The organism is Streptomyces sp. NBC_00775, from assembly GCF_036347135.1.
Lineage (GTDB): Bacteria > Actinomycetota > Actinomycetes > Streptomycetales > Streptomycetaceae > Streptomyces > Streptomyces lutosisoli.
Genome location: NZ_CP108938.1, coordinates 8,742,296 through 8,760,427, shown reverse-complemented (window position 1 = coordinate 8,760,427; position 18,132 = coordinate 8,742,296). Strand labels below are relative to the sequence as shown.

General features: G+C 70.2%; 15 protein-coding genes. 4 read left to right on the top strand and 11 right to left on the bottom strand.

Annotated features, from left to right (window positions below; translation table 11 throughout):
- The first annotated feature begins 172 nt into the window (after window positions 1-172).
- The 4 genes from OIC96_RS38875 (at window position 173) to atzF (ending at window position 6,917) form a co-directional block, all read left to right on the top strand.
- Complete coding sequence (locus OIC96_RS38875) at window positions 173-997, top strand: urea amidolyase associated protein UAAP1 (RefSeq protein WP_330303329.1); 825 nt, start codon at window positions 173-175, stop codon at window positions 995-997.
- Complete coding sequence (locus OIC96_RS38870; RefSeq protein WP_330303330.1) at window positions 994-1,629, top strand: urea amidolyase associated protein UAAP2; 636 nt, start codon at window positions 994-996, stop codon at window positions 1,627-1,629. Before OIC96_RS38875 ends, OIC96_RS38870 begins: the two co-directional genes overlap by 4 nt.
- Entirely contained in the window at window positions 1,626-5,141 is a 3,516-nt protein-coding gene (locus OIC96_RS38865) for a 5-oxoprolinase/urea amidolyase family protein (RefSeq protein WP_330303331.1), read from the top strand. The genes OIC96_RS38870 and OIC96_RS38865 overlap by 4 nt, the downstream gene beginning before the upstream one ends.
- Before the next feature lie 123 nt (window positions 5,142-5,264).
- Window positions 5,265-6,917, top strand: a complete 1,653-nt coding sequence (gene atzF, locus OIC96_RS38860; protein WP_330303332.1) for an allophanate hydrolase — start codon at window positions 5,265-5,267, stop codon at window positions 6,915-6,917.
- Window positions 6,918-7,007: 90 nt separating this feature from the next.
- Here atzF and OIC96_RS38855 read toward each other — a convergent pair whose 3' ends face one another.
- The 11 genes from OIC96_RS38855 to pafA all read right to left on the bottom strand — a co-directional run bounded on the left by OIC96_RS38855 (window position 7,008) and on the right by pafA (window position 18,127).
- A complete protein-coding gene (locus OIC96_RS38855; protein ID WP_330303333.1) occupies window positions 7,008-9,869 on the bottom strand; it encodes a DEAD/DEAH box helicase in 2,862 nt (953 codons plus the stop codon).
- Window positions 9,870-9,899: 30 nt separating this feature from the next.
- The gene (locus tag OIC96_RS38850) at window positions 9,900-10,799 is read right to left on the bottom strand and encodes a diacylglycerol kinase (protein WP_330303334.1); all 900 of its coding nucleotides are present in this window, start codon (window positions 10,797-10,799) and stop codon (window positions 9,900-9,902) included.
- A gap of 31 nt (window positions 10,800-10,830) precedes the next feature.
- On the bottom strand, window positions 10,831-11,781 hold the full coding sequence (gene tatC, locus OIC96_RS38845; protein WP_330303335.1) for a twin-arginine translocase subunit TatC: 951 nt from the start codon (window positions 11,779-11,781) through the stop codon (window positions 10,831-10,833).
- A gap of 47 nt (window positions 11,782-11,828) precedes the next feature.
- A complete protein-coding gene (tatA, locus tag OIC96_RS38840) occupies window positions 11,829-12,113 on the bottom strand; it encodes a Sec-independent protein translocase subunit TatA (RefSeq protein WP_330303336.1) in 285 nt (94 codons plus the stop codon).
- 238 nt (window positions 12,114-12,351) lie between these two features.
- Window positions 12,352-12,546, bottom strand: a complete 195-nt coding sequence (locus tag OIC96_RS38835) for a hypothetical protein (protein ID WP_330303337.1) — start codon at window positions 12,544-12,546, stop codon at window positions 12,352-12,354.
- A 10-nt stretch (window positions 12,547-12,556) separates the two neighbouring features.
- Complete coding sequence (locus OIC96_RS38830) at window positions 12,557-12,817, bottom strand: hypothetical protein (protein ID WP_330310031.1); 261 nt, start codon at window positions 12,815-12,817, stop codon at window positions 12,557-12,559.
- Window positions 12,818-12,948: 131 nt separating this feature from the next.
- A complete protein-coding gene (locus OIC96_RS38825) occupies window positions 12,949-13,965 on the bottom strand; it encodes a helix-turn-helix transcriptional regulator (RefSeq protein WP_330303338.1) in 1,017 nt (338 codons plus the stop codon).
- 16 nt (window positions 13,966-13,981) lie between these two features.
- Window positions 13,982-14,959, bottom strand: a complete 978-nt coding sequence (locus tag OIC96_RS38820; protein ID WP_330303339.1) for a helix-turn-helix transcriptional regulator — start codon at window positions 14,957-14,959, stop codon at window positions 13,982-13,984.
- 236 nt (window positions 14,960-15,195) lie between these two features.
- On the bottom strand, window positions 15,196-15,570 hold the full coding sequence (locus tag OIC96_RS38815) for an FKBP-type peptidyl-prolyl cis-trans isomerase (protein ID WP_330303340.1): 375 nt from the start codon (window positions 15,568-15,570) through the stop codon (window positions 15,196-15,198).
- A gap of 64 nt (window positions 15,571-15,634) precedes the next feature.
- Entirely contained in the window at window positions 15,635-16,636 is a 1,002-nt protein-coding gene (locus OIC96_RS38810; protein ID WP_330303341.1) for an FKBP-type peptidyl-prolyl cis-trans isomerase, read from the bottom strand.
- Between the two features lie 129 nt (window positions 16,637-16,765).
- Entirely contained in the window at window positions 16,766-18,127 is a 1,362-nt protein-coding gene (gene pafA, locus OIC96_RS38805) for a Pup--protein ligase (RefSeq protein WP_019066118.1), read from the bottom strand.
- Window positions 18,128-18,132 lie beyond the last annotated feature (5 nt).

The window sequence follows — 18,132 nt, the reverse complement described above, 5'->3', positions numbered from 1 at the left end:
GCGATGGCCGGCCGCGCCCGCGCGGCGGAGCCGCATGGCGTCACAGCCCCGCACCCCGTGAGGGATCGGTAACCGTACGGCAACACACGGGCAACGGCTGCGACCCCCTGGGCTCCTAATTTCTGTCGGGCGACAGAAATAACCGAAGCCGTCAACAGCCGGAGGACCCGCGATGGCGACAGCAACCACCTACGGAGCACGCGACCACGCCCGAGCACAGGACGGCACCCGCACCGAGGCCATGCCCGTCGTCCCCGCGAGCGCCTGGCCGACCCCGCCCTGCGAGGCAGGCCACCTGGTGTGGGCCGAGACGGTGGCGGGCGGCAACTACACGCACAAGGTGCTGGCCCGGGGCACGGAGCTCAGGCTGACCGACCTGAAGGGCGACGCCTGCGCGCACGTCCTCCTGTACGTCGCCGACCGCCCGTGGGAGCGCCTGAACGTGGCGGACACGGTCAAGGTCCAGTGGAACGCCTACCTGGGCGAGGGACAGCTGCTCCTGTCCGACCAGGGCCGCGTGCTGGCCTCGGTGGTCGCCGACACCTCCGGGCGGCACGACGCGCTGTGCGGCACTTCCACGCTCGTACGCAACACGGAGCGGTACGGGGACGGCACTCCGCAGTCGGACTCCCCCGCCGGACGCGAGCTGTTCAAGCTGGCCGCCGCCAAGAACGGGCTCGAACCACGTGATCTGGCCCCCTCGCTCTCCTTCTTCCAGGGCGTGGAGGTACGCGACGACGGCTCGCTGGACTTCACCGGCTCGGCAGGACCCGGCGGCAGCGTGACCCTGCGCGCCGAGCAGGACGTCACCGTACTGATCGCGAACGTGCCGCATCCCGCCGATCCGCGCCCCGCGTACGTGAGCACCCCCCTGGAGGTGCTGGCCTGGCGCACCGAGGCGACCAAGCCGGGCGACCCGCTGTGGGAAGCCACGCCCGAGGCCCGCCGCGCCTTCCTGAACACCGCCGAGTTCCTTGCCACGAGGGGGATCGCATGACCCGCGTCACTGTCCCGGCCCGGGCCGCCTGGTCGGCCGTCATCCGCACCGGCGAGACGCTCACCGTCACCGATCTGCACGGCAACCAGGCCGTCGACTTCCTGGTGTACGACGCCCAGGACACGGCCGTCCGCTACAGCGCGCCCGACACGATCCACGCGCAGGGCAACCTCTTCCTCACCACCGGCAGTGTGCTGATGTCCAACGAGCACACCCCGCTGATGACCGTCGTGGAGGACGAGGTCGGCCGGCACGACACGGTCGGCGGCGCCTGCTCCAAGGAGTCGAACACCCTCCGGTACGGGCACCACACCTGGTCCCAGCACGCCTGCGTGGACAACTTCCTCGCGGAGGGCGCCAAGCACGGGCTCGGCAAGCGCGATCTCGTCTCGAACATCAACTGGTACATGAACGTGCCGGTCGAGAAGGACGGCACCCTCGGCATCGTCGACGGCATCTCGGCCCCGGGGCTGAAGCTGACGCTGCGCGCCGAGCGCGACGTGATCGTACTGGTCTCCAACTGCCCGCAGATCAACAACCCTTGCAACGGCTTCGAGCCGACGGCCGTGGAGATGACCATCGAGGCAGCCGACGTCATGGCGGCAGCCGAGGCAATCGGGGCAGCTGAATGACCTTCGACACGCTGCTGGTCGCCAACCGCGGCGAGATCGCGGTGCGGATCATCCGTACGGCCCGCGAACTCGGACTGCGCACGGTCGCCGTGTACTCCGACCCCGACCGCTCCGCGCCGCACGTCCGGCTCGCCGACGAGGCGGTACGGCTGGGCCCCGCGCCCGCCAAGGAGTCGTACCTGGACGCCGACCTCGTCCTGAAGGCGGCCAAGGACACCGGGGCCGGGGCGATCCACCCCGGATACGGCTTCCTCTCCGAGGACGCGGCCTTCGCGCGGCGCTGCGAGGACGCCGGCATCGTGTTCGTGGGGCCGACGCCGGAGCAGCTGGAGCTGTTCGGCGCCAAGCACACGGCGCGGGCCGCGGCAGAGGCGGCGGGGGTGCCGTTGGCGCCGGGTACGGGGCTCCTCCCCGGTCTTCCGGAGGCCCTGGAAGCAGCCGCGCGTATCGGCTATCCCGTCATGCTCAAGGCCACCGGCGGTGGTGGTGGCATCGGTATGTCGGCATGTCGTTCCGCCGATGAACTGACCGAGGCCTGGGAGCGGGTCCAGCGGGTCGCCGCGGCCTCCTTCTCCTCGGCCGGAGTCTTCCTGGAGCGCCTGGTCGAGGACGCCCGCCATGTCGAGGTGCAGGTCTTCGGCGACGGCCGGGGCCGCGTCGTCACCTTCGGCGACCGCGACTGCTCGCTCCAGCGCCGCAACCAGAAGGTCCTGGAGGAGGCCCCGGCACCGGGCCTGCCGGCCGCCGTCCGCGGCCGACTGGCCTCCGCGGCCCGCGACTTGTGCGCCAGTGTCGGATACCGCTCGGCCGGAACCGTCGAGTTCGTGTACGACGCGGCGCGCGAGGAGGCGTACTTCCTGGAGGTCAACACGCGTCTCCAGGTGGAACATCCGGTCACCGAGGAGATCTACGGCGTCGACCTCGTCGCCTGGATGCTGCGGCTGGCCCGCGGGGAATCCGATGTCGTACGGGACCCGGGGGCGCCCCGCGGCCACGCCGTCGAGGCCCGCGTGTACGCCGAGGACCCCTCGCGCGAACACCGGCCGAGCGCGGGCCTGTTGACGCGGGTCGAGTTCCCCGGCGGCGTCCGCGTGGACGGCTGGGTCGAGACGGGCACCGAGGTGACCACGTCGTACGACCCGATGCTCGCGAAGGTCATCGCGTACGGCTCGGACCGGGCGCACGCCCTGGAGCGGCTCGACGAGGCGCTGGCCAGGACCCGGATCGACGGCATCGAGACAAACCTGGGACTGGTACGGGCCGCGCTCGCCGACGGCTCCTTCCGGCGGGCCACACACTCGACGGCGACGCTGGCCGGCGTCACCGATCCCACTCAGCGCATCGAGGTCGTGTCCGGCGGGACGCTCACCACGGTGCAGGACTGGCCGGGCCGCACCGGCTACTGGCAGGTGGGCGTGCCGCCGTGCGGCCCGATGGACGACCTGTCGTTCCGGCTGGGCAACCGGGCGCTCGGCAACCACGAGGGCGCGCCGGGCCTGGAGTGCACGCTCCAGGGGCCGAGCCTGCGCTTCACGCACACCACGACGGTCTGCGTCACGGGCGCTCCGGCGCCGGTCACCGTGGACGGCACGGCGGTCGCGCAGTGGGAGCCGGTGACGGTGCCCGCGGGGGCCGTACTGGAGGTCGGCGCTCCCACCGAACACGGCCTGCGCACCTACGTGCTGTTCGCGGGCGGGGGCCTGGACGTGCCGGCGTTCCTCGGCAGCGCGTCCACCTTCACGCTGGGCCGGTTCGGCGGCCATGGGGGCCGGACCCTGCGAACGGGCGACGTGCTGCACGGCGGCTCGGCCACGGATCACGGGGCGCCCGTACCGATCGGCGACCGCCCCCTGTTCTCCGCCGCCTGGCGGGTCGGCGCCCTCGAAGGCCCGCACGCCGCACCGGAGTTCTTCACCGAGGACGACATCCACGACTTCTACGCCGCCGACTGGAAGGTCCACTTCAACTCGGCCCGCACAGGTGTCCGGCTGGTCGGGCCGAAGCCCCGCTGGGCGCGCACGGACGGCGGCGAGGCGGGCCTGCACCCTTCCAACATCCACGACACGCCGTACTCCGTCGGCGCGGTCGACTACACCGGCGACATGCCGGTCCTGCTCGGCCCCGACGGTCCTTCGCTCGGCGGCTTCGTCTGCCCGGCGACGGTCGTCAGCACGGAACGCTGGAAGCTCGGCCAGTTCCGCCCCGGCGACACGGTGCGCTTCGCGCCGCTCGCCGACGACGGCTCGGCGCGGCCCGCGATCGTCGACGGCGGAGTGCTCGCCCGGGACGGCGACGTCACCTTCCGGCGCAGCGGCGACGACAACCTGCTGGTCGAATTCGGGCCCATGCAGCTGGACCTGGCGCTGCGCATGCGCGTGCACGCCCTGATGGAGGCGGTGGCCGAGGCCGACCTCGACGGGGTCACGGACCTCACGCCCGGCATCCGCTCCCTCCAGATCCAGGCGGACCCGCGCCGCCTCCCCCAGCGCGAACTCCTCGCCGCCGTACGGGAGATCGCGCGGACGCTGCCGCCCAGCGACCAGCTGGTGGTCCCCTCCCGCACGGTCCACCTCCCCCTCTCCTGGGACGACCCGGCCACCCGCGAGGCGATCGCCCGCTACATGGCGGGCGTCCGCGACGACGCGCCCTGGTGCCCGTGGAACATCGAGTTCATCCGCCGTGTGAACGGCCTGGACGCGGTGGAGGACGTGTACCGCACGGTCTTCGACGCGGAGTACCTCGTACTCGGCCTGGGAGACGTGTACCTGGGCGCCCCGGTGGCGACACCGCTCGACCCGCGCCACCGCCTGGTCACCACCAAGTACAACCCGGCACGCACCTGGACCGCCGAGAACTCGGTCGGCATCGGCGGCGCGTACCTCTGCGTCTACGGCATGGAGGGCCCCGGCGGCTACCAGTTCGTCGGGCGTACGACCCAGGTGTGGTCGGGCTGGCAGCAGCGCGGCGCGTTCGAGCCGGGCTCGCCCTGGCTGCTGCGCTTCTTCGACCGCATCAAGTGGTACCCGGTGGACGCCGACGAACTGCTGGAACTGCGGGCCGACATCACATCGGGCCGCTTCGTACCGCGCATCGAGGAGGGAGTCTTCTCACTCGCGGACTACCAGAGCTTCCTCACCGAGAACGCCGACTCCATCGCGGAGTTCAGGACCCGCCAGGGCACCGCCTTCTCGGCGGAACGCGACGCCTGGGAGGCCGCGGGCGAGTTCACCCGCGCGGAGGCGGCCTCCACACCCGCCACTCCCCCCGTCGAGGTGACCATCCCCGAGGGCGGCCGTCTGATCGAGGCCGAATTCGCCGCGTCCGTCTGGCAGCTCAACGTCCAGCCGGGCGACACGGTCACCACCGGTCAGCCGCTGCTGGCCCTGGAGGCCATGAAGATGGAGTCACGGGTGCCCGCCCCCATGAACGGAGTAGTACACGAAATCCTGGCGAAGCCGGGCGACCAGGTGGAGGCGGGCACGGCACTGCTGGTCCTCGCTCCGGCAAGCTGAAGACACGAGCAATTCCAACGGCGCCCTGACACCGCCGCTGGTCTGTGGGCAGGCGTTCCGCAGGGCGGAACGGGTGGGCACAGACCACCCACCGGCCCGCGGCCGAAGAACAAGGAGCAACCCATGTCCGCCCTCACCCGACTCCGCATGGCCTACGCCCGCATCGAGGCCACGAACCGCCCCGAGATCTGGATCGACCTGCGCCCCCAGGCAGAGGTCGAGCAGGAAGCCCAAGCCATCGACGCCCGAGTCGCCGCAGGCGAACACCTCCCCCTCGCCGGCAAGCTCCTCGCCGCGAAGGGCAACATCGACGTGGCCGGACTCCAGACCACCGCCGGCTGCCCGGCCTACGCGTACACCCCGGAGACCGACGCCCCCGCGGTCGCCCGCCTGCGCACAGCCGGCGCACTGGTCCTCGGCACCACCAACCTCGACCAGTTCGCCACAGGCCTCGTCGGCACCCGCTCCCCCTACGGCGCCGTACGGGGCGCCCTGGACCCGGCCAGAATCAGCGGCGGCTCCAGTTCAGGATCGGCCGTGGCCGTGGCCCTCGGCATCGTCGACCTCGCCCTCGGCACGGACACCGCGGGCTCGGGCCGCGTCCCCGCCGCGTTCAACGGCATCGTCGGCCTGAAGCCGACCCGCGGCCTGGTGCCGACGGCCGGCGTCGTCCCGGCCTGCGCCTCGCTGGACTGCGTGACCGTGTTCGCCCGTACGCTCCCGGAGGCCGAGCAGGCCCTCGCGTACCTGGCCTCCCCGTCGGATCGCGAACTCCCGGCGCTCCCCCAGCGCACCCCCGGCCCATGGCGCGTCGCCGTCCCGCCGACGGCGCAGCTCGGCGAACTGGACGAGGGCTGGGCACAGGCGTACGCATCCGCCGTCGCCCAACTCGCCGCGGCCGGCGCCGAGATCCGCACCCTCGACCTCACCCCGTTCACCGAGGCGGCGGCGATGCTCTACGAGGGCGCGTTCGTCGCCGAGCGCTACACGGCGGTGGGGAGCTTTGTCGACAAGTTGATCACCGAGGGCGGTGAGGGTCTCGACCCGACGGTCGCCGGGATCATCACCCGCGCCCGCGACATCCCCGCCCACCAGCTGTACGCCGACCAGGACCGTCTCGCCGAACTCCGCACCCGAGCGATCGCCCAGCTCGGCGACGCCGACGCACTGCTGCTGCCGACCACGCCCGGCCACCCCACGCTCGCCGAGGTCGCCGCCGACCCGCTGGGCGCCAACGCCCGCCTGGGCCGCTTCACCAACTCCACGAACCTCTTCGACCTGGCGGCCGTAGCCGTCCCGGCCGGTCTCACGCCCGCCGGTCTGCCCTTCGGCGTGATGCTGATCGGCCCCGCCTTCACCGACGAACGACTCGCACGGATCGCCGGGCTGCTCCAGCCCCGGCTCCGGATCGCCGTGGTCGGCGCACATCTGTCCGGCCAACCGCTCAACACCCAACTCCTCTCGCTGGGAGCAGAGTGGGAGAGCACGACGACCACCGCACCCGTGTACCGCCTGCACGCGCTGCCCACCACCCCGCCCAAGCCGGGCCTCGTCCACATCGGCGAGGGCGGTGCCGCCATCGAGGCCGAGGTGTGGCGGCTGCCCGCCGAAGGCCTCGGGCAGCTGCTCGCCGCCCTGCCACGGCCGATGGCTCTCGGACAGGTCGAACTGGCCGACGGCAGCCGTGTACCGGGTTTCCTCTGCGAACCCGGCGCACTCGCCGAGGCACCCGACATCACGGCGTACGGCGGCTGGCGCGCGTATCTGAACCGCTGACGCGCACATCGCTCACGAAGGGCGCCCCCGGCCCGTACAAACAGGTGCGCCGCCCCCAAACCGGAGGCGGCGCACACGAATGCGGTCGGCTCACCCCACCGAGGAGTAAGCCACCACCCCGCGCAACAGTCCGTCGACCGCCTTGCGCGCGTTCTTCGCGACGGTCGAGCTCCCGCCGCCGGAGACCGGCGCGGCGGCCGCGATCTGGCCGAGTACGTCGATGACCTGCTTGCACCAGCGCACGAAGTCACCGGCGGGCATCTCGGCCTCGCGCAGCACCTCGTCGAGGCCCTTGCCGGAAGCCCACTCGTACGCGGCCCAGGCGAAGCCCAGGTCCGGCTCGCGCTGGCCGACGCCCTCGGTCTGGGTGATCCGGAACTCCTCCTCCAGCGCGTCCAGGTGGCCCCAGATGCGGACCATCTCGCCGAGCGCGGCCTTGGCCTTGCCGGAGGGCACCTTCGGCGCCATGGCGTCGTCGGCGACCCGGGACTCGTAGACCAACGCCGAGGCACAGGCCGCGAGTTCGGCGGGGCTGAGGCCCTCCCAGACTCCGGCGCGCAGGCATTCGCTGGCGAGCAGGTCCAGTTCGCCGTACAGCCGGGCCAGCCGCTTGCCGTGTTCGGTGACGTCGTCGCCGCGCAGGTAGTCCAGCTCGGTGAGGAGGGCCACGATCCGGTCGAAGGTGCGGGCGATGGTGTTCGTCCGACCCTCGATGCGGTGCTCCAGCTGCTTGGTGTCGCGCTCCAGCCGGTGGTAGCGCTCGGCCCAACGGGCGTGGTCCTCACGGTCGCTGCACCCGTGGCAGGGGTGGGCCCGGATCGCCGTGCGCAGCCGGGCGATCTCGCGGTCGTCGGCGGCCTCGGCCCGCTTCTTGCGGTGCCGGTCGGGGACGATGTGCCCGGCCTTGGTGCGCAGCGCGGACGCCAGGTCGCGACGGGACTGCGGGGAGCGCGGGTTGAAGGACTTGGGGATGCGCATCCGGTCCAGCGCCTCGACCGGCACCGGGAAGTCCATCGAGGCGAGCCGCTTCACCTGGCGCTCGGAGGTGAGCACCAGCGGGCGGGGGCCGTCGTGCTGCTCGAAGCCGCGGTGACCGTTCGACCGGCCGGCGGGCAGGCCGGGGTCAAGCACCAGAGCCAGGCCCGCGTACTTGCCGGTCGGGACATGGATGACATCGCCGGGCTTGAGCTTCTCCAGGGCGACGGCGGCTTCGGCACGCCGCTGTGTGGCGCCCTGCTTGGCCAGCTCGGTCTCGCGGTCCTTGAGCTCGCGGCGCAGCCGCATGTACCCGTCGAAGTCGCCCAAGTGGCAGGTCATGGACTCCTTGTAGCCCTCAAGGCCCTCCTCGTTGCGCTGCACCTGCCGGGAGATCCCGACGACCGACTTGTCGGCCTGGAACTGAGCGAAGGACGTCTCAAGGAGCTCGCGCGAGCGGTGCCGGCCGAACTGCTCGACCAGGTTCACCGCCATGTTGTACGACGGCTTGAAGCTGGAGCGGAGCGGATAGGTGCGCGTGCCCGCGAGTCCCGCCAGGTGCTCGGGGCTGAAGCCGCGCTGCCACAGCACGACCGCGTGGCCCTCGACATCGATGCCTCGGCGGCCCGCACGACCGGTCAGCTGGGTGTACTCGCCGGGGGTGATGTCGGCGTGCTGCTCGCCGTTCCACTTGACGAGCTTCTCCAGCACCACCGAGCGGGCGGGCATGTTGATGCCCAGCGCGAGGGTCTCGGTCGCGAAGACGGCCTTGACCAGGCCGCGTACGAAGAGTTCCTCGACGACCTCCTTGAACGTCGGCAGCATGCCCGCGTGGTGGGCCGCGATGCCGCGCTCCAGGCCCTCCAGCCATTCGTAGTAGCCCAGGACGTGCAGGTCCTCGTCGGGGATGGAGGCCGTGCGCTCCTCCACGAGTTCGCGGACCCTCGCCCGCGCCTCGTCGTCGTTCAGCCGGAGGCCCGCGTACAGGCACTGCTGGACGGCGGCCTCGCAGGCCGCGCGGCTGAAGATGAACGTGATGGCGGGCAGCAGCCCTTCGGAATCGAGCCGCTCGATGACCTCGGGGCGGCCCGGCGTCCACATGCGCGAGCGCTGTCTGCGCTCCCGCTCGCGGTCGGCCTCGCGCATGGCGCGGCCCCGTCTGCGGTCCTGGTACGACGGGCGGCTGGCCTCCATGCGCGCCATGCGCGTGAGGTCGGGGTTGACGGCCTTCTTGCTGCCCTCGCCCTCCTCGAAGAGGTCGTACATCCGGCGTCCGGCCAGCACGTGCTGGAACAGCGGCACGGGCCGGTGCTCGGAGACGATCACCTGGGTGTCACCGCGGACGGTGTCCAGCCAGTCGCCGAACTCCTCCGCGTTCGACACGGTCGCCGAGAGCGACACCAGGGTCACCGACTCCTGGAGGTGGATGATCACTTCCTCCCAGACGGCGCCACGGAAGCGGTCGGAGAGATAGTGCACCTCGTCCATGACCACATAGCCGAGGCCGAGGAGGGTCTGCGAGCCCGCGTACAGCATGTTGCGGAGCACCTCGGTGGTCATCACGACCACCGGGGCCTCGGAGTTGACGCTGTTGTCGCCGGTGAGCAGGCCGACCTTGTCCGCGCCGTAACGGCGGCACAGATCGGCGTACTTCTGGTTCGAGAGCGCCTTGATCGGCGTGGTGTAGAAGCACTTCTTGCCCTGCTGGAGGGCGAGGTGGACGGCGAACTCGCCGACGATCGTCTTGCCCGAGCCGGTGGGCGCGGCCACCAGCACACCCTTGCCCGCCTCGAGAGCCCGGCAGGCCTCGATCTGGAAGGGGTCGAGGCCGAAGTCGTACATCTCGCGGAAGGAGGCGAGCGCGGTGGCCTGCTCGACAGCGCGCTGCCGTGCTGCCGCATACCGCTCGGCCGGTGAGAGGTCCTCTGTCATCGTGCTTTCGAGACTACCGGGAGGCACTGACAACAGGACGATCAATATCCGGATCCATACCTGTGAAGCCCGGGATCACCGCAGCTCAGGAAGCGCCACCCGCACCGCTGCCGGTATACAGTCCGCGGTCAGCGGCAGCGGCCCCAGCGGCTCCCCGTCCGCGTACCCCGCGATGCCGTCCGCGACGAGTTCGACCCTCGCGGCCCGGTGCACGGTGACCTTGGGATGGTCGAGGTGGGTGCCCTTGTAGACCTTGGGGAACACCTTGAGCAGCGTCGTACGGCTGCAGTCCCCGACGACCGTGATGTCGAACAGTCCGTCGGTGAGGTCGGCGCTCGCGCAGATCTTCATGCCGCCGCCGTACGACGATCCGTTGCCGACGGCCACGAGCGTCGCCTCGATCTCCTGGACCTCGCCGTCGTCCAGCGTGATGCGGTACGGGAAGGGCTTGAAGGCGGCCAGTTCGGCGAGCATGGCGAGGTCGTACTTGAAGCGGCCGGTGGGCCACCGCATGCGGTTGCCCCTGTCGTTCACCCGGGAGTCGAAGCCGGTGGCGAGGACGGTGCCGAACCAGGTGTCGCCCACGCGCCCCAGGTCGATGTCGCGCAGCAGCGCCCCTTTGAGGGACTCGGCGATCAGGCGTCCCGCGGCCGCCGGGTCGCGTACGGGGAGGCCCAGGGCCCGCGCGAAGTCGTTCCCGGTGCCGACGGCGACCAGGCCGAGCGGGGTGCGGGTCCCGGCGACGGCCTGGAGGGCCAGGTTCGCCATGCCGTCGCCGCCGACGGCGATGAGGGCGCCGGTGCCGCCCTCGACTGCGGCACGCGCGCGCGTGAGGGCGTCTTGCGCGTTCTCCCCGAGGATCGTGCGGACGGAGAATCCCGCCGCCCGCAAAGCCGAAGCGGCCGGCTGCGCCGCGTGGGCGCCCCGGCCGCGTCCCGCGGTGGGATTGACGAAGAGGGTGATCTCGCTGGTCACAGCCCTGACCCTACGAGGTTCACGTGCTCCGTCAGGTCACGTCGTCATAACCGTTGACCCGGTCCGAGCCCGCCTGCTCCGGCAGTGCCCGGCTGGCCGACACGGTCTCGACCTCGCCGATGTCCTCGGGCGTGAGGTCGAGGTCGGAGGCCTCGTCGTCGTCCGGGCCCTCGGCGTCGCGGCGCCGCTTGCGGCGGTCGTTGAGGAGCGAGAAGGCCACGGCGCCGAAGTACAGGATCCAGATGGGTCCGGCGAGCGCCAGCATGGTCAGCGGGTCGGTGCTGGGCGTGGCGACGGCCGCGAAGACCGTGATGCCCATGATCATGCCGCGCCACCAGCCGAGCATGCGCTGACCGGTGAGGATGCCCGTGAGGTTGAGCATGATCAGCAGCAGTGGCAGCTCGAAGGACAGACCGAAGACGAGCACCATGCGCAGGACGAGGTCGAGCAGATCGTCCAGCGGCAGCAGGTTGTTGACGCCGTTCGGCGTGAAGCCGATCAGGACCTTCGCCGTGGTGGGGAGCACCCGGTAGGCGAAGTAGGCGCCGCCGAGGAACAGCGGCGCGCCCGTGCCGACGAACGCGTACGCGTACTTGCGCTCGTGCCGGTGCAGGCCGGGGGCGACGAAGGCCCACAGCTGGTACAGCCAGATCGGCGAGGCCAGCACGACACCGGCCATCAGGGACACCTTCAGCGCCAGCGTGAACGGCGTGAGAAGACCGTTGATGGTGATCTGCGCGCACTGCTGGGTCTTCTGATGCGAGTTCGCCAGCTGCTCGAAGGTCTGGGAACAGCCGACCGAGTCCAGCACCGGCTTGGTGATGATGTTGATGATGTCGTTATAGAAGAAGGCGGCCACGGTCGTGATAACAACGATGGCCAGCATCGCCTTCGCGAGCCGGTTGCGGAGCTCACGAAGGTGATCCGCGAGGGGCATCCTCCCCTCGGGATCCTTCTCCTCTTTGCGGGCAGACTTGAGCAACCCACGTCCTCATCTCGTGCGGCGGGCCGGAGGTGTCCGGCCCTGCGTCAGCGCTTGGTCGTGTCCGTCGGCTCGCTGACCGGGCGCGAGCTGGTCACGTCGCCGGGGGCGGCCTGGATCGTGCGCTGAGCCGGGGGCTGCTCGTCGGTGCTGGGCGGGCCTGCCGGGGCGGGCGTGCTGCCCTCGTCCTTCATCGCCTTGGCCTCGCTCTTGAGGATGCGAGCGGACTTGCCGAGCGAGCGCGCCATGTCCGGAAGCTTCTTCGCGCCGAACAGCAGGATGATGACGACGAGGATGAGAATGATCTCGGGAGCTCCGAGCCTTCCGAACATAAGTCTTTACCTTCTCACCGAGGCTGCATGGTCGGGGTGCCGTCCGATCGGTCGGACATGTGTCCGATCGTCGTGTTGACAGCGATCGTAACGCTCAGGGGTAAACGCGGGGCAATCCCTGTGCGTACTCCCAGTTCGCGACCCGCGCCTCGTTATCCGGGCCGCGATCAGCAGCGTACCTGCCGTTGCCGGAAAGTTGACAGGGCGAAAGCCACTCAAAACGCAGGGCACCCGCTACTCACAGTGCATCCACAGAGCGGGCGGTGGTCACAGCCGCGCGTTCCAGGTCTTCGGCCGCTCGATTGATGCGCTGCGCGGAGTCGGAAACCTGTCGCCCCAGACGCTCCGCTTCCACAAAGACACGGACAGCGAGCACTCCGAGAACGGCGATTCCCAGAAAACCCACAGCGATCGCAAACATCGGCCAGAACATGACGTCGACCCTAGAGGGTGGAGTGCAGGCGCAGGGTCCGCACCCCGCCCCCGGTGAGCAGCTCGACGATGCGCTCACCCGCGGGCTTGCGCACGGCGATGCCGCACTCGGGGCAGGTGAAGGAGTAGAAGGTGGTGCGGCTGCTGGCGCCGATGGCCAGCCGCAGGGCGCTCGCCTTGAGCTCGAAGCCGGCCCGGCAGTCGGGGCAGGCGGCCTTGAACATCACGTCGACCACCCTTCTCATCCCGGCGAACGCGGCCACCACCGACATCTCCGTCGCGCCGGAAGGCGCCCCCGCTCTCCCCGGCCCGCCGGCCTTCTCCGAAACAGCGGCCTTCTCCGAGACAGCGGCCTTCTCCGAGGTTCCGGCCTTCTCCGGCGCACCAGACATCGACGACGTGCTCAAAGCCCCTGCTCCTGCCTGTCGTACGGCCCGTCCTGATCCCCTTGAAGCCCGTCGTAGGCCGCGAGCGCCTCCCGGGCGGCCTGCCGGGCACTGTCCGCGAGGTCCTGCGGCGACACGATCCGGCCGTCGCCGCCGAGGCGCAGCGCCAGTCGGCGCAGTGACGTGGGATCGGGGGTCCGCAGGGTGATACGCAGCCCGCCGTCCGGCAGCTCATCCGCGCTGTCGTGCGGGTAGTACTCGGCGACCCAGCGCCCGCCTGGCCCCACCTCGATGACCACCTCGGGATCCTCGGCGGCGGGCTGCACCAGCCCCTCGGAGAGGTCCCGCAGCTCCACCTCGGGCGGCGCGGACGGCTCGTCCAGGATGCGGATCTCGGCGACCCGGTCGAGCCGGAAGGTGCGGCGCGCCTCGGAGCGGCGGCACCAGGCCTCCACATAGGTGTGGCCCACGCTGACCAGCCGGATCGGGTCGATCTCGCGCTCGGTGAGCTCGTCCCGGGAGGGCGAGTAGTAGCGGATCCACAGCCGGCGCCGCTCGGAGATCGCCCGGTCGACGTCCGCGAAGACGCCGCCCTCCGACTCGAAGGTCACGGACAGCCGGGAGCTGGCACCCGCCGCCTCGCCGGAGGCGGCCTCCACCTTGGCGGTGGCGCGCAGCAGCGCCTGCCGGTCGCCCTCGCGCAGGCCCGGCAGCGTGGACACCGCACGGGCGGCCACCAGCAGCGCGGTCGCCTCGTCGGCGGCGATACGCAGAGGCTCCGCGACATCGTCCGGGTTGTGCCACCAGATCCGGTCGCCGTCGGTGTCGATGTCGAGCAGATCGCCGCCGCGGAAGCTGGTCCCGCACAGCGGCAGCACGTCGAGATCGGAGATCAGCTCGTCCTCGGTGATCCCGAAGGCCCGGGCCACGTCACCGACGCGGGCGCCGGGGCGCTCGCGCAGATACGTCACCAGGGAGAGCATCCGCCGGGTCTGGTCGATCGCGTTCGTGGGCCTGGCCGGTTTTCCTGCCACTTTCTTACGTTCCCCCTCAGCCCTTGGCCACAGCGCGCAGCCGGTCCACCACATCGGCCCGCAGTTCGGCAGGCTCCAGGACCACCACGTCGGGCCCGAACTCCACGAGCCAGGCGTCCAGGCCGTGCCCGTACGGAATCTCCAACTCGTCCCAGCCGTCGCCCAGTTCCCGCACCGAGACGGCCTTGGCCCGCAGCGGGTAGCCGGAGCCGCTGCGCAGCCGGATCAGCGCGGAGCGGTCGGCGATCTCCCCCGCCCAGCCCGCGACGGTCTCGCGCACGGTGACGACGTCGGGTACCTCGGCCGTGTACCGCCCCGCGCGGGCGCGGACCTTGCCGGTGATCCGGGAGAGCCGGAAGACACGTTCGGCGCCGCGGTCGCGGTCCCAGCCCGCGACGTACCAGTGGCCGCGCCAGCACTCCAGGGCCCACAGCTCGACGTGCCGGGTCTCGGGGTGCGCGGCGGTGGCCTTGCGGTAGTCGAAGACGACCGGACGGCGGTCACGGAGGGCGAGCATCAACGGTTCGAAGGCCGCCTCGTGGACGGGGATGTGCGGTTCCAGGGCGCCATGGGCCTCGTAGGGGTCCACGTCCTCGGGCAGACCCGCGGCGCGCAGCTTCTGCAGGGCGCCGCTCGCGGCACCGGCCAGCCGGGCCTGCTGCCAGACCTTCGCGGCGAGGCCGAGGGCGGCGGCCTCCTCGGCGTCGAGGGTGATGGGCGGGAGGCGGTTGCTGTCGCGGCGGGCGAGGTAGCCGACCTCGCCGTCGAGGTTCTCGACCGTCTCGATGACCAGACCGAGCTCGCGGAGATCGTCCTTGTCGCGCTCGAACATCCGATTGAAGGAGTCGTCGGAGCCGGCCGCACCCTTGCCCGGCCTGAAGGCCTCGACATACGCCTCGATGGAATCGCGGAGTTCCCGCTTGCTGAGCGGCCGCCGAGTCCCCAGCAGACACAGCGCCAGGTTCATCAGCCGCTCGGCCTTGGCAATGGCCATCGATGCCCTTCCTATGGTGCTTCCGACCGATGACCGTACCGCTCCGGAGTGTCGCGGCAAAAGCCGAGGGCCCATGCCCGGACAGGCATGGGCCCCAGGTGATCGGGTCCGGTCAGACCCTGATCACACGGCGTACGAAGATCGGACTGAAGTCGGGCCTTCGTGATGATCGGACCGGAGCCGGAACTCCGTGGCCATCATGACCACCGAACCCGACGCCGATCCCCGTGCTGATGTCAGACCGCGACCAGGTCGCAGACGAAGATCAGCGTCTCGCCGGGGGCGATGAGGCCGGCGCCGGCGCCGCGGTCGCCGTAGGCGAGGTGCGCCGGGATGGTCAGCCGGCGGCGGCCACCGACCTTCATGCCCTGCACGCCCTGGTCCCAGCCGGCGATGACCTGGCCGGCGCCGAGCTTGAACTCCAGCGGGTTGCCGCGGTTCCAGGAGGCGTCGAACTCCTCACCGGTGGAGAAGGCCACGCCCACGTAGTGGACCTTGACGAAGTCGCCGGCCTTGGCGACCGCACCGTCGCCTTCCCAGATGTCCTTGATCTCGAGGTCCGCCGGGGGCTGACCCTCCGGGAAGTCGATCTCGGGCTTCTCGATGCTCACGTCTCTAGCTCCTGCTTGTTTACGTAAAGGCAACTCGGACAGTCTTACATCCCCGGAGGAGGGGTTACATCTTCGCCAGGATGTCGACCGAGAAGACGAGCGTGGAGTCCTTCTTGATGCCGCTGCCGCTGGGCGGGCTGTCGCCGTAGCCCAGGCTCGGCGGGACGACGATGAGGACGCGGCTACCGACCTTCTTGCCGGTCAGGCCCTGGGACCAGCCCTTGACGACCTGCTGGAGCGAGAACGAGGTCAGCTGGCCCCGGCTGTACGTCGAGTCGAACTCCTTGCCGCCGTCCCAGAGCACACCCTTGTACTGCACGAGGACGCTGCTGTCGGCCTTGACCTCGTCGCCGTCGCCCTCGATGACGTAGTTCGCCACGAGCTTGGTCGGGGCGGTCGCCTTCGGCACGGTGATGGAGGGGGCCTTGCCGTCGGTGTTGGTGCCGACCTTCGGGAGGGCCGCGTCGCTCTGCGCGACGTCCTTGCCCTTGGCGGAGCTCTTGGCGTTGAACGTGTCCTGGATGTCGACGACGAACACCAGCGTGTCGGTGCCCTTGATGCCCGCCTGGGTGTTGCCCGACGTGCCGTAGCCCCAGGTGGGCGGCACGGACATCTCGACGCGGCTGCCGACCTTCTTGCCGACCAGGCCGTAGCGCCAGCCGTCGATGATGCCGCCCTGCGCGAGCTGGATGACCAGGGGCGTCTTGCGGTCGTAGGAGTTGTCGAAGACCTTCGCCGTGTCCCAGATCTGGCCCAGGTAGTTGGCCTGGATGTAGTCGTTCTCCGCGACTGTCTGGCCACCTCCCGCGATGACCGTCCTCACCGCCAGGTTCTTCGACGGATCCCCGGTGCCCTTGGCGACGGTCGGCTTCTCGTCGAACTTCGTACCGGCGGTGATGGCCGGCAGCGGACCGTCGACGATCTTCGGCGGCGGGGCCGACGAGGCGGAGGCCGAAGCCGACGGGCTGCTGCTGGACTTGGCCGTGTCTGACTTGCCGTCGTCACCGCATCCGGCGAGTGTGACCAATCCAGCGGGTACGGCGATGAGGAGTGAGCGTCGGCGCACGGTGAGGGCCTCGTATCGATCGATCTTGGTTGATGGCGTGCGCGCAACTCTACGACGTGAGAAGGGCGCCGTACGGAAAACGTACGGCGCCCCGCGTTGCGTTCCGGATTCACTCCCGGAACGTACGCATCACATTCCCGCGATGAGCTTCTCCACCCTGTCGTCGACCGAACGGAACGGGTCCTTGCACAACACGGTGCGCTGTGCCTGGTCGTTCAGCTTCAGATGGACCCAGTCGACGGTGAAATCGCGGCGCTGTTCCTGAGCGCGCCGGATGAAGTCGCCACGCAGCCGCGCCCGAGTGGTCTGGGGCGGCACGGACTTGCCCTCGAAGATCTTCAAGTCGTTGCAGATCCGGGCGGCTTGTCCCTTCCTCTCCAACAGGTAGTACAGGCCTCGGCGACGGTGGATGTCGTGGTAGGCGAGGTCTATCTGCGCGACCCTCGGGTGGGACATCGTCATGTTGTGCTTGGCTCGGTACCGCTCGATGAGCTGGTACTTCATGACCCAGTCGATTTCGGTACCGATCCGGTCGAGGTCCTCGGCCTCGATCGAGTCGAGCACACGGCCCCACAGTTCGAGGACCTGCTCGACGGTGCCGGTGCGGATTCCGCGGCGCTCGCAGAAGTCCACGGCCTTCTCGTAGTACTCGCGCTGCACTTCGAGCGCGGAGGCCTCGCGGCCACTGGCCAGGCGCACCTTGCGGCGGCCCGTGATGTCGTGGCTGACCTCGCGGATCGCCCGAATGGGGTTCTCCAGGGTGAGGTCACGCATCACCGTGCCCGCCTCGATCATGCGCAGGACGAGGTCGGTGGCTCCGACCTTGAGGAGCATGGTCGTCTCGGACATGTTCGAGTCGCCGACGATGACGTGCAGCCTGCGGTAGCGCTCGGCGTCGGCGTGCGGTTCGTCGCGGGTGTTGATGATGGGCCGGGAGCGGGTCGTCGCGGAGCTGACGCCCTCCCAGATGTGCTCGGCGCGCTGGCTGACGCAGTACACGGCGCCGCGCGGGGTCTGCAGCACCTTGCCGGCACCGCACAGAAGCTGCCTCGTGACGAGGAACGGAATGAGGATGTCCGCGAGTCGGGAGAACTCCCCGTGCCGGGCCACCAGATAGTTCTCATGGCACCCGTAGGAGTTGCCTGCCGAGTCGGTGTTGTTCTTGAACAGGTAGACGTCGCCCGCGATTCCTTCCTCGTGCAGGCGTCGTTCGGCGTCCACCAGGAGTCCTTCGAGAATGCGCTCGCCGGCCTTGTCGTGGGTGACGAGTTCCGTCACGTTGTCACATTCGGGTGTCGCATATTCCGGATGTGATCCCACGTCGAGATAGAGGCGGGCACCGTTCCGCAGAAAGACATTGCTGCTGCGGCCCCATGACACGACACGGCGGAAGAGGTACCGCGCCACCTCGTCGGGAGACAGGCGGCGCTGTCCCCTGAACGTACACGTGACGCCGTACTCGTTCTCCAGCCCGAAAATGCGGCGGTCCATGACTG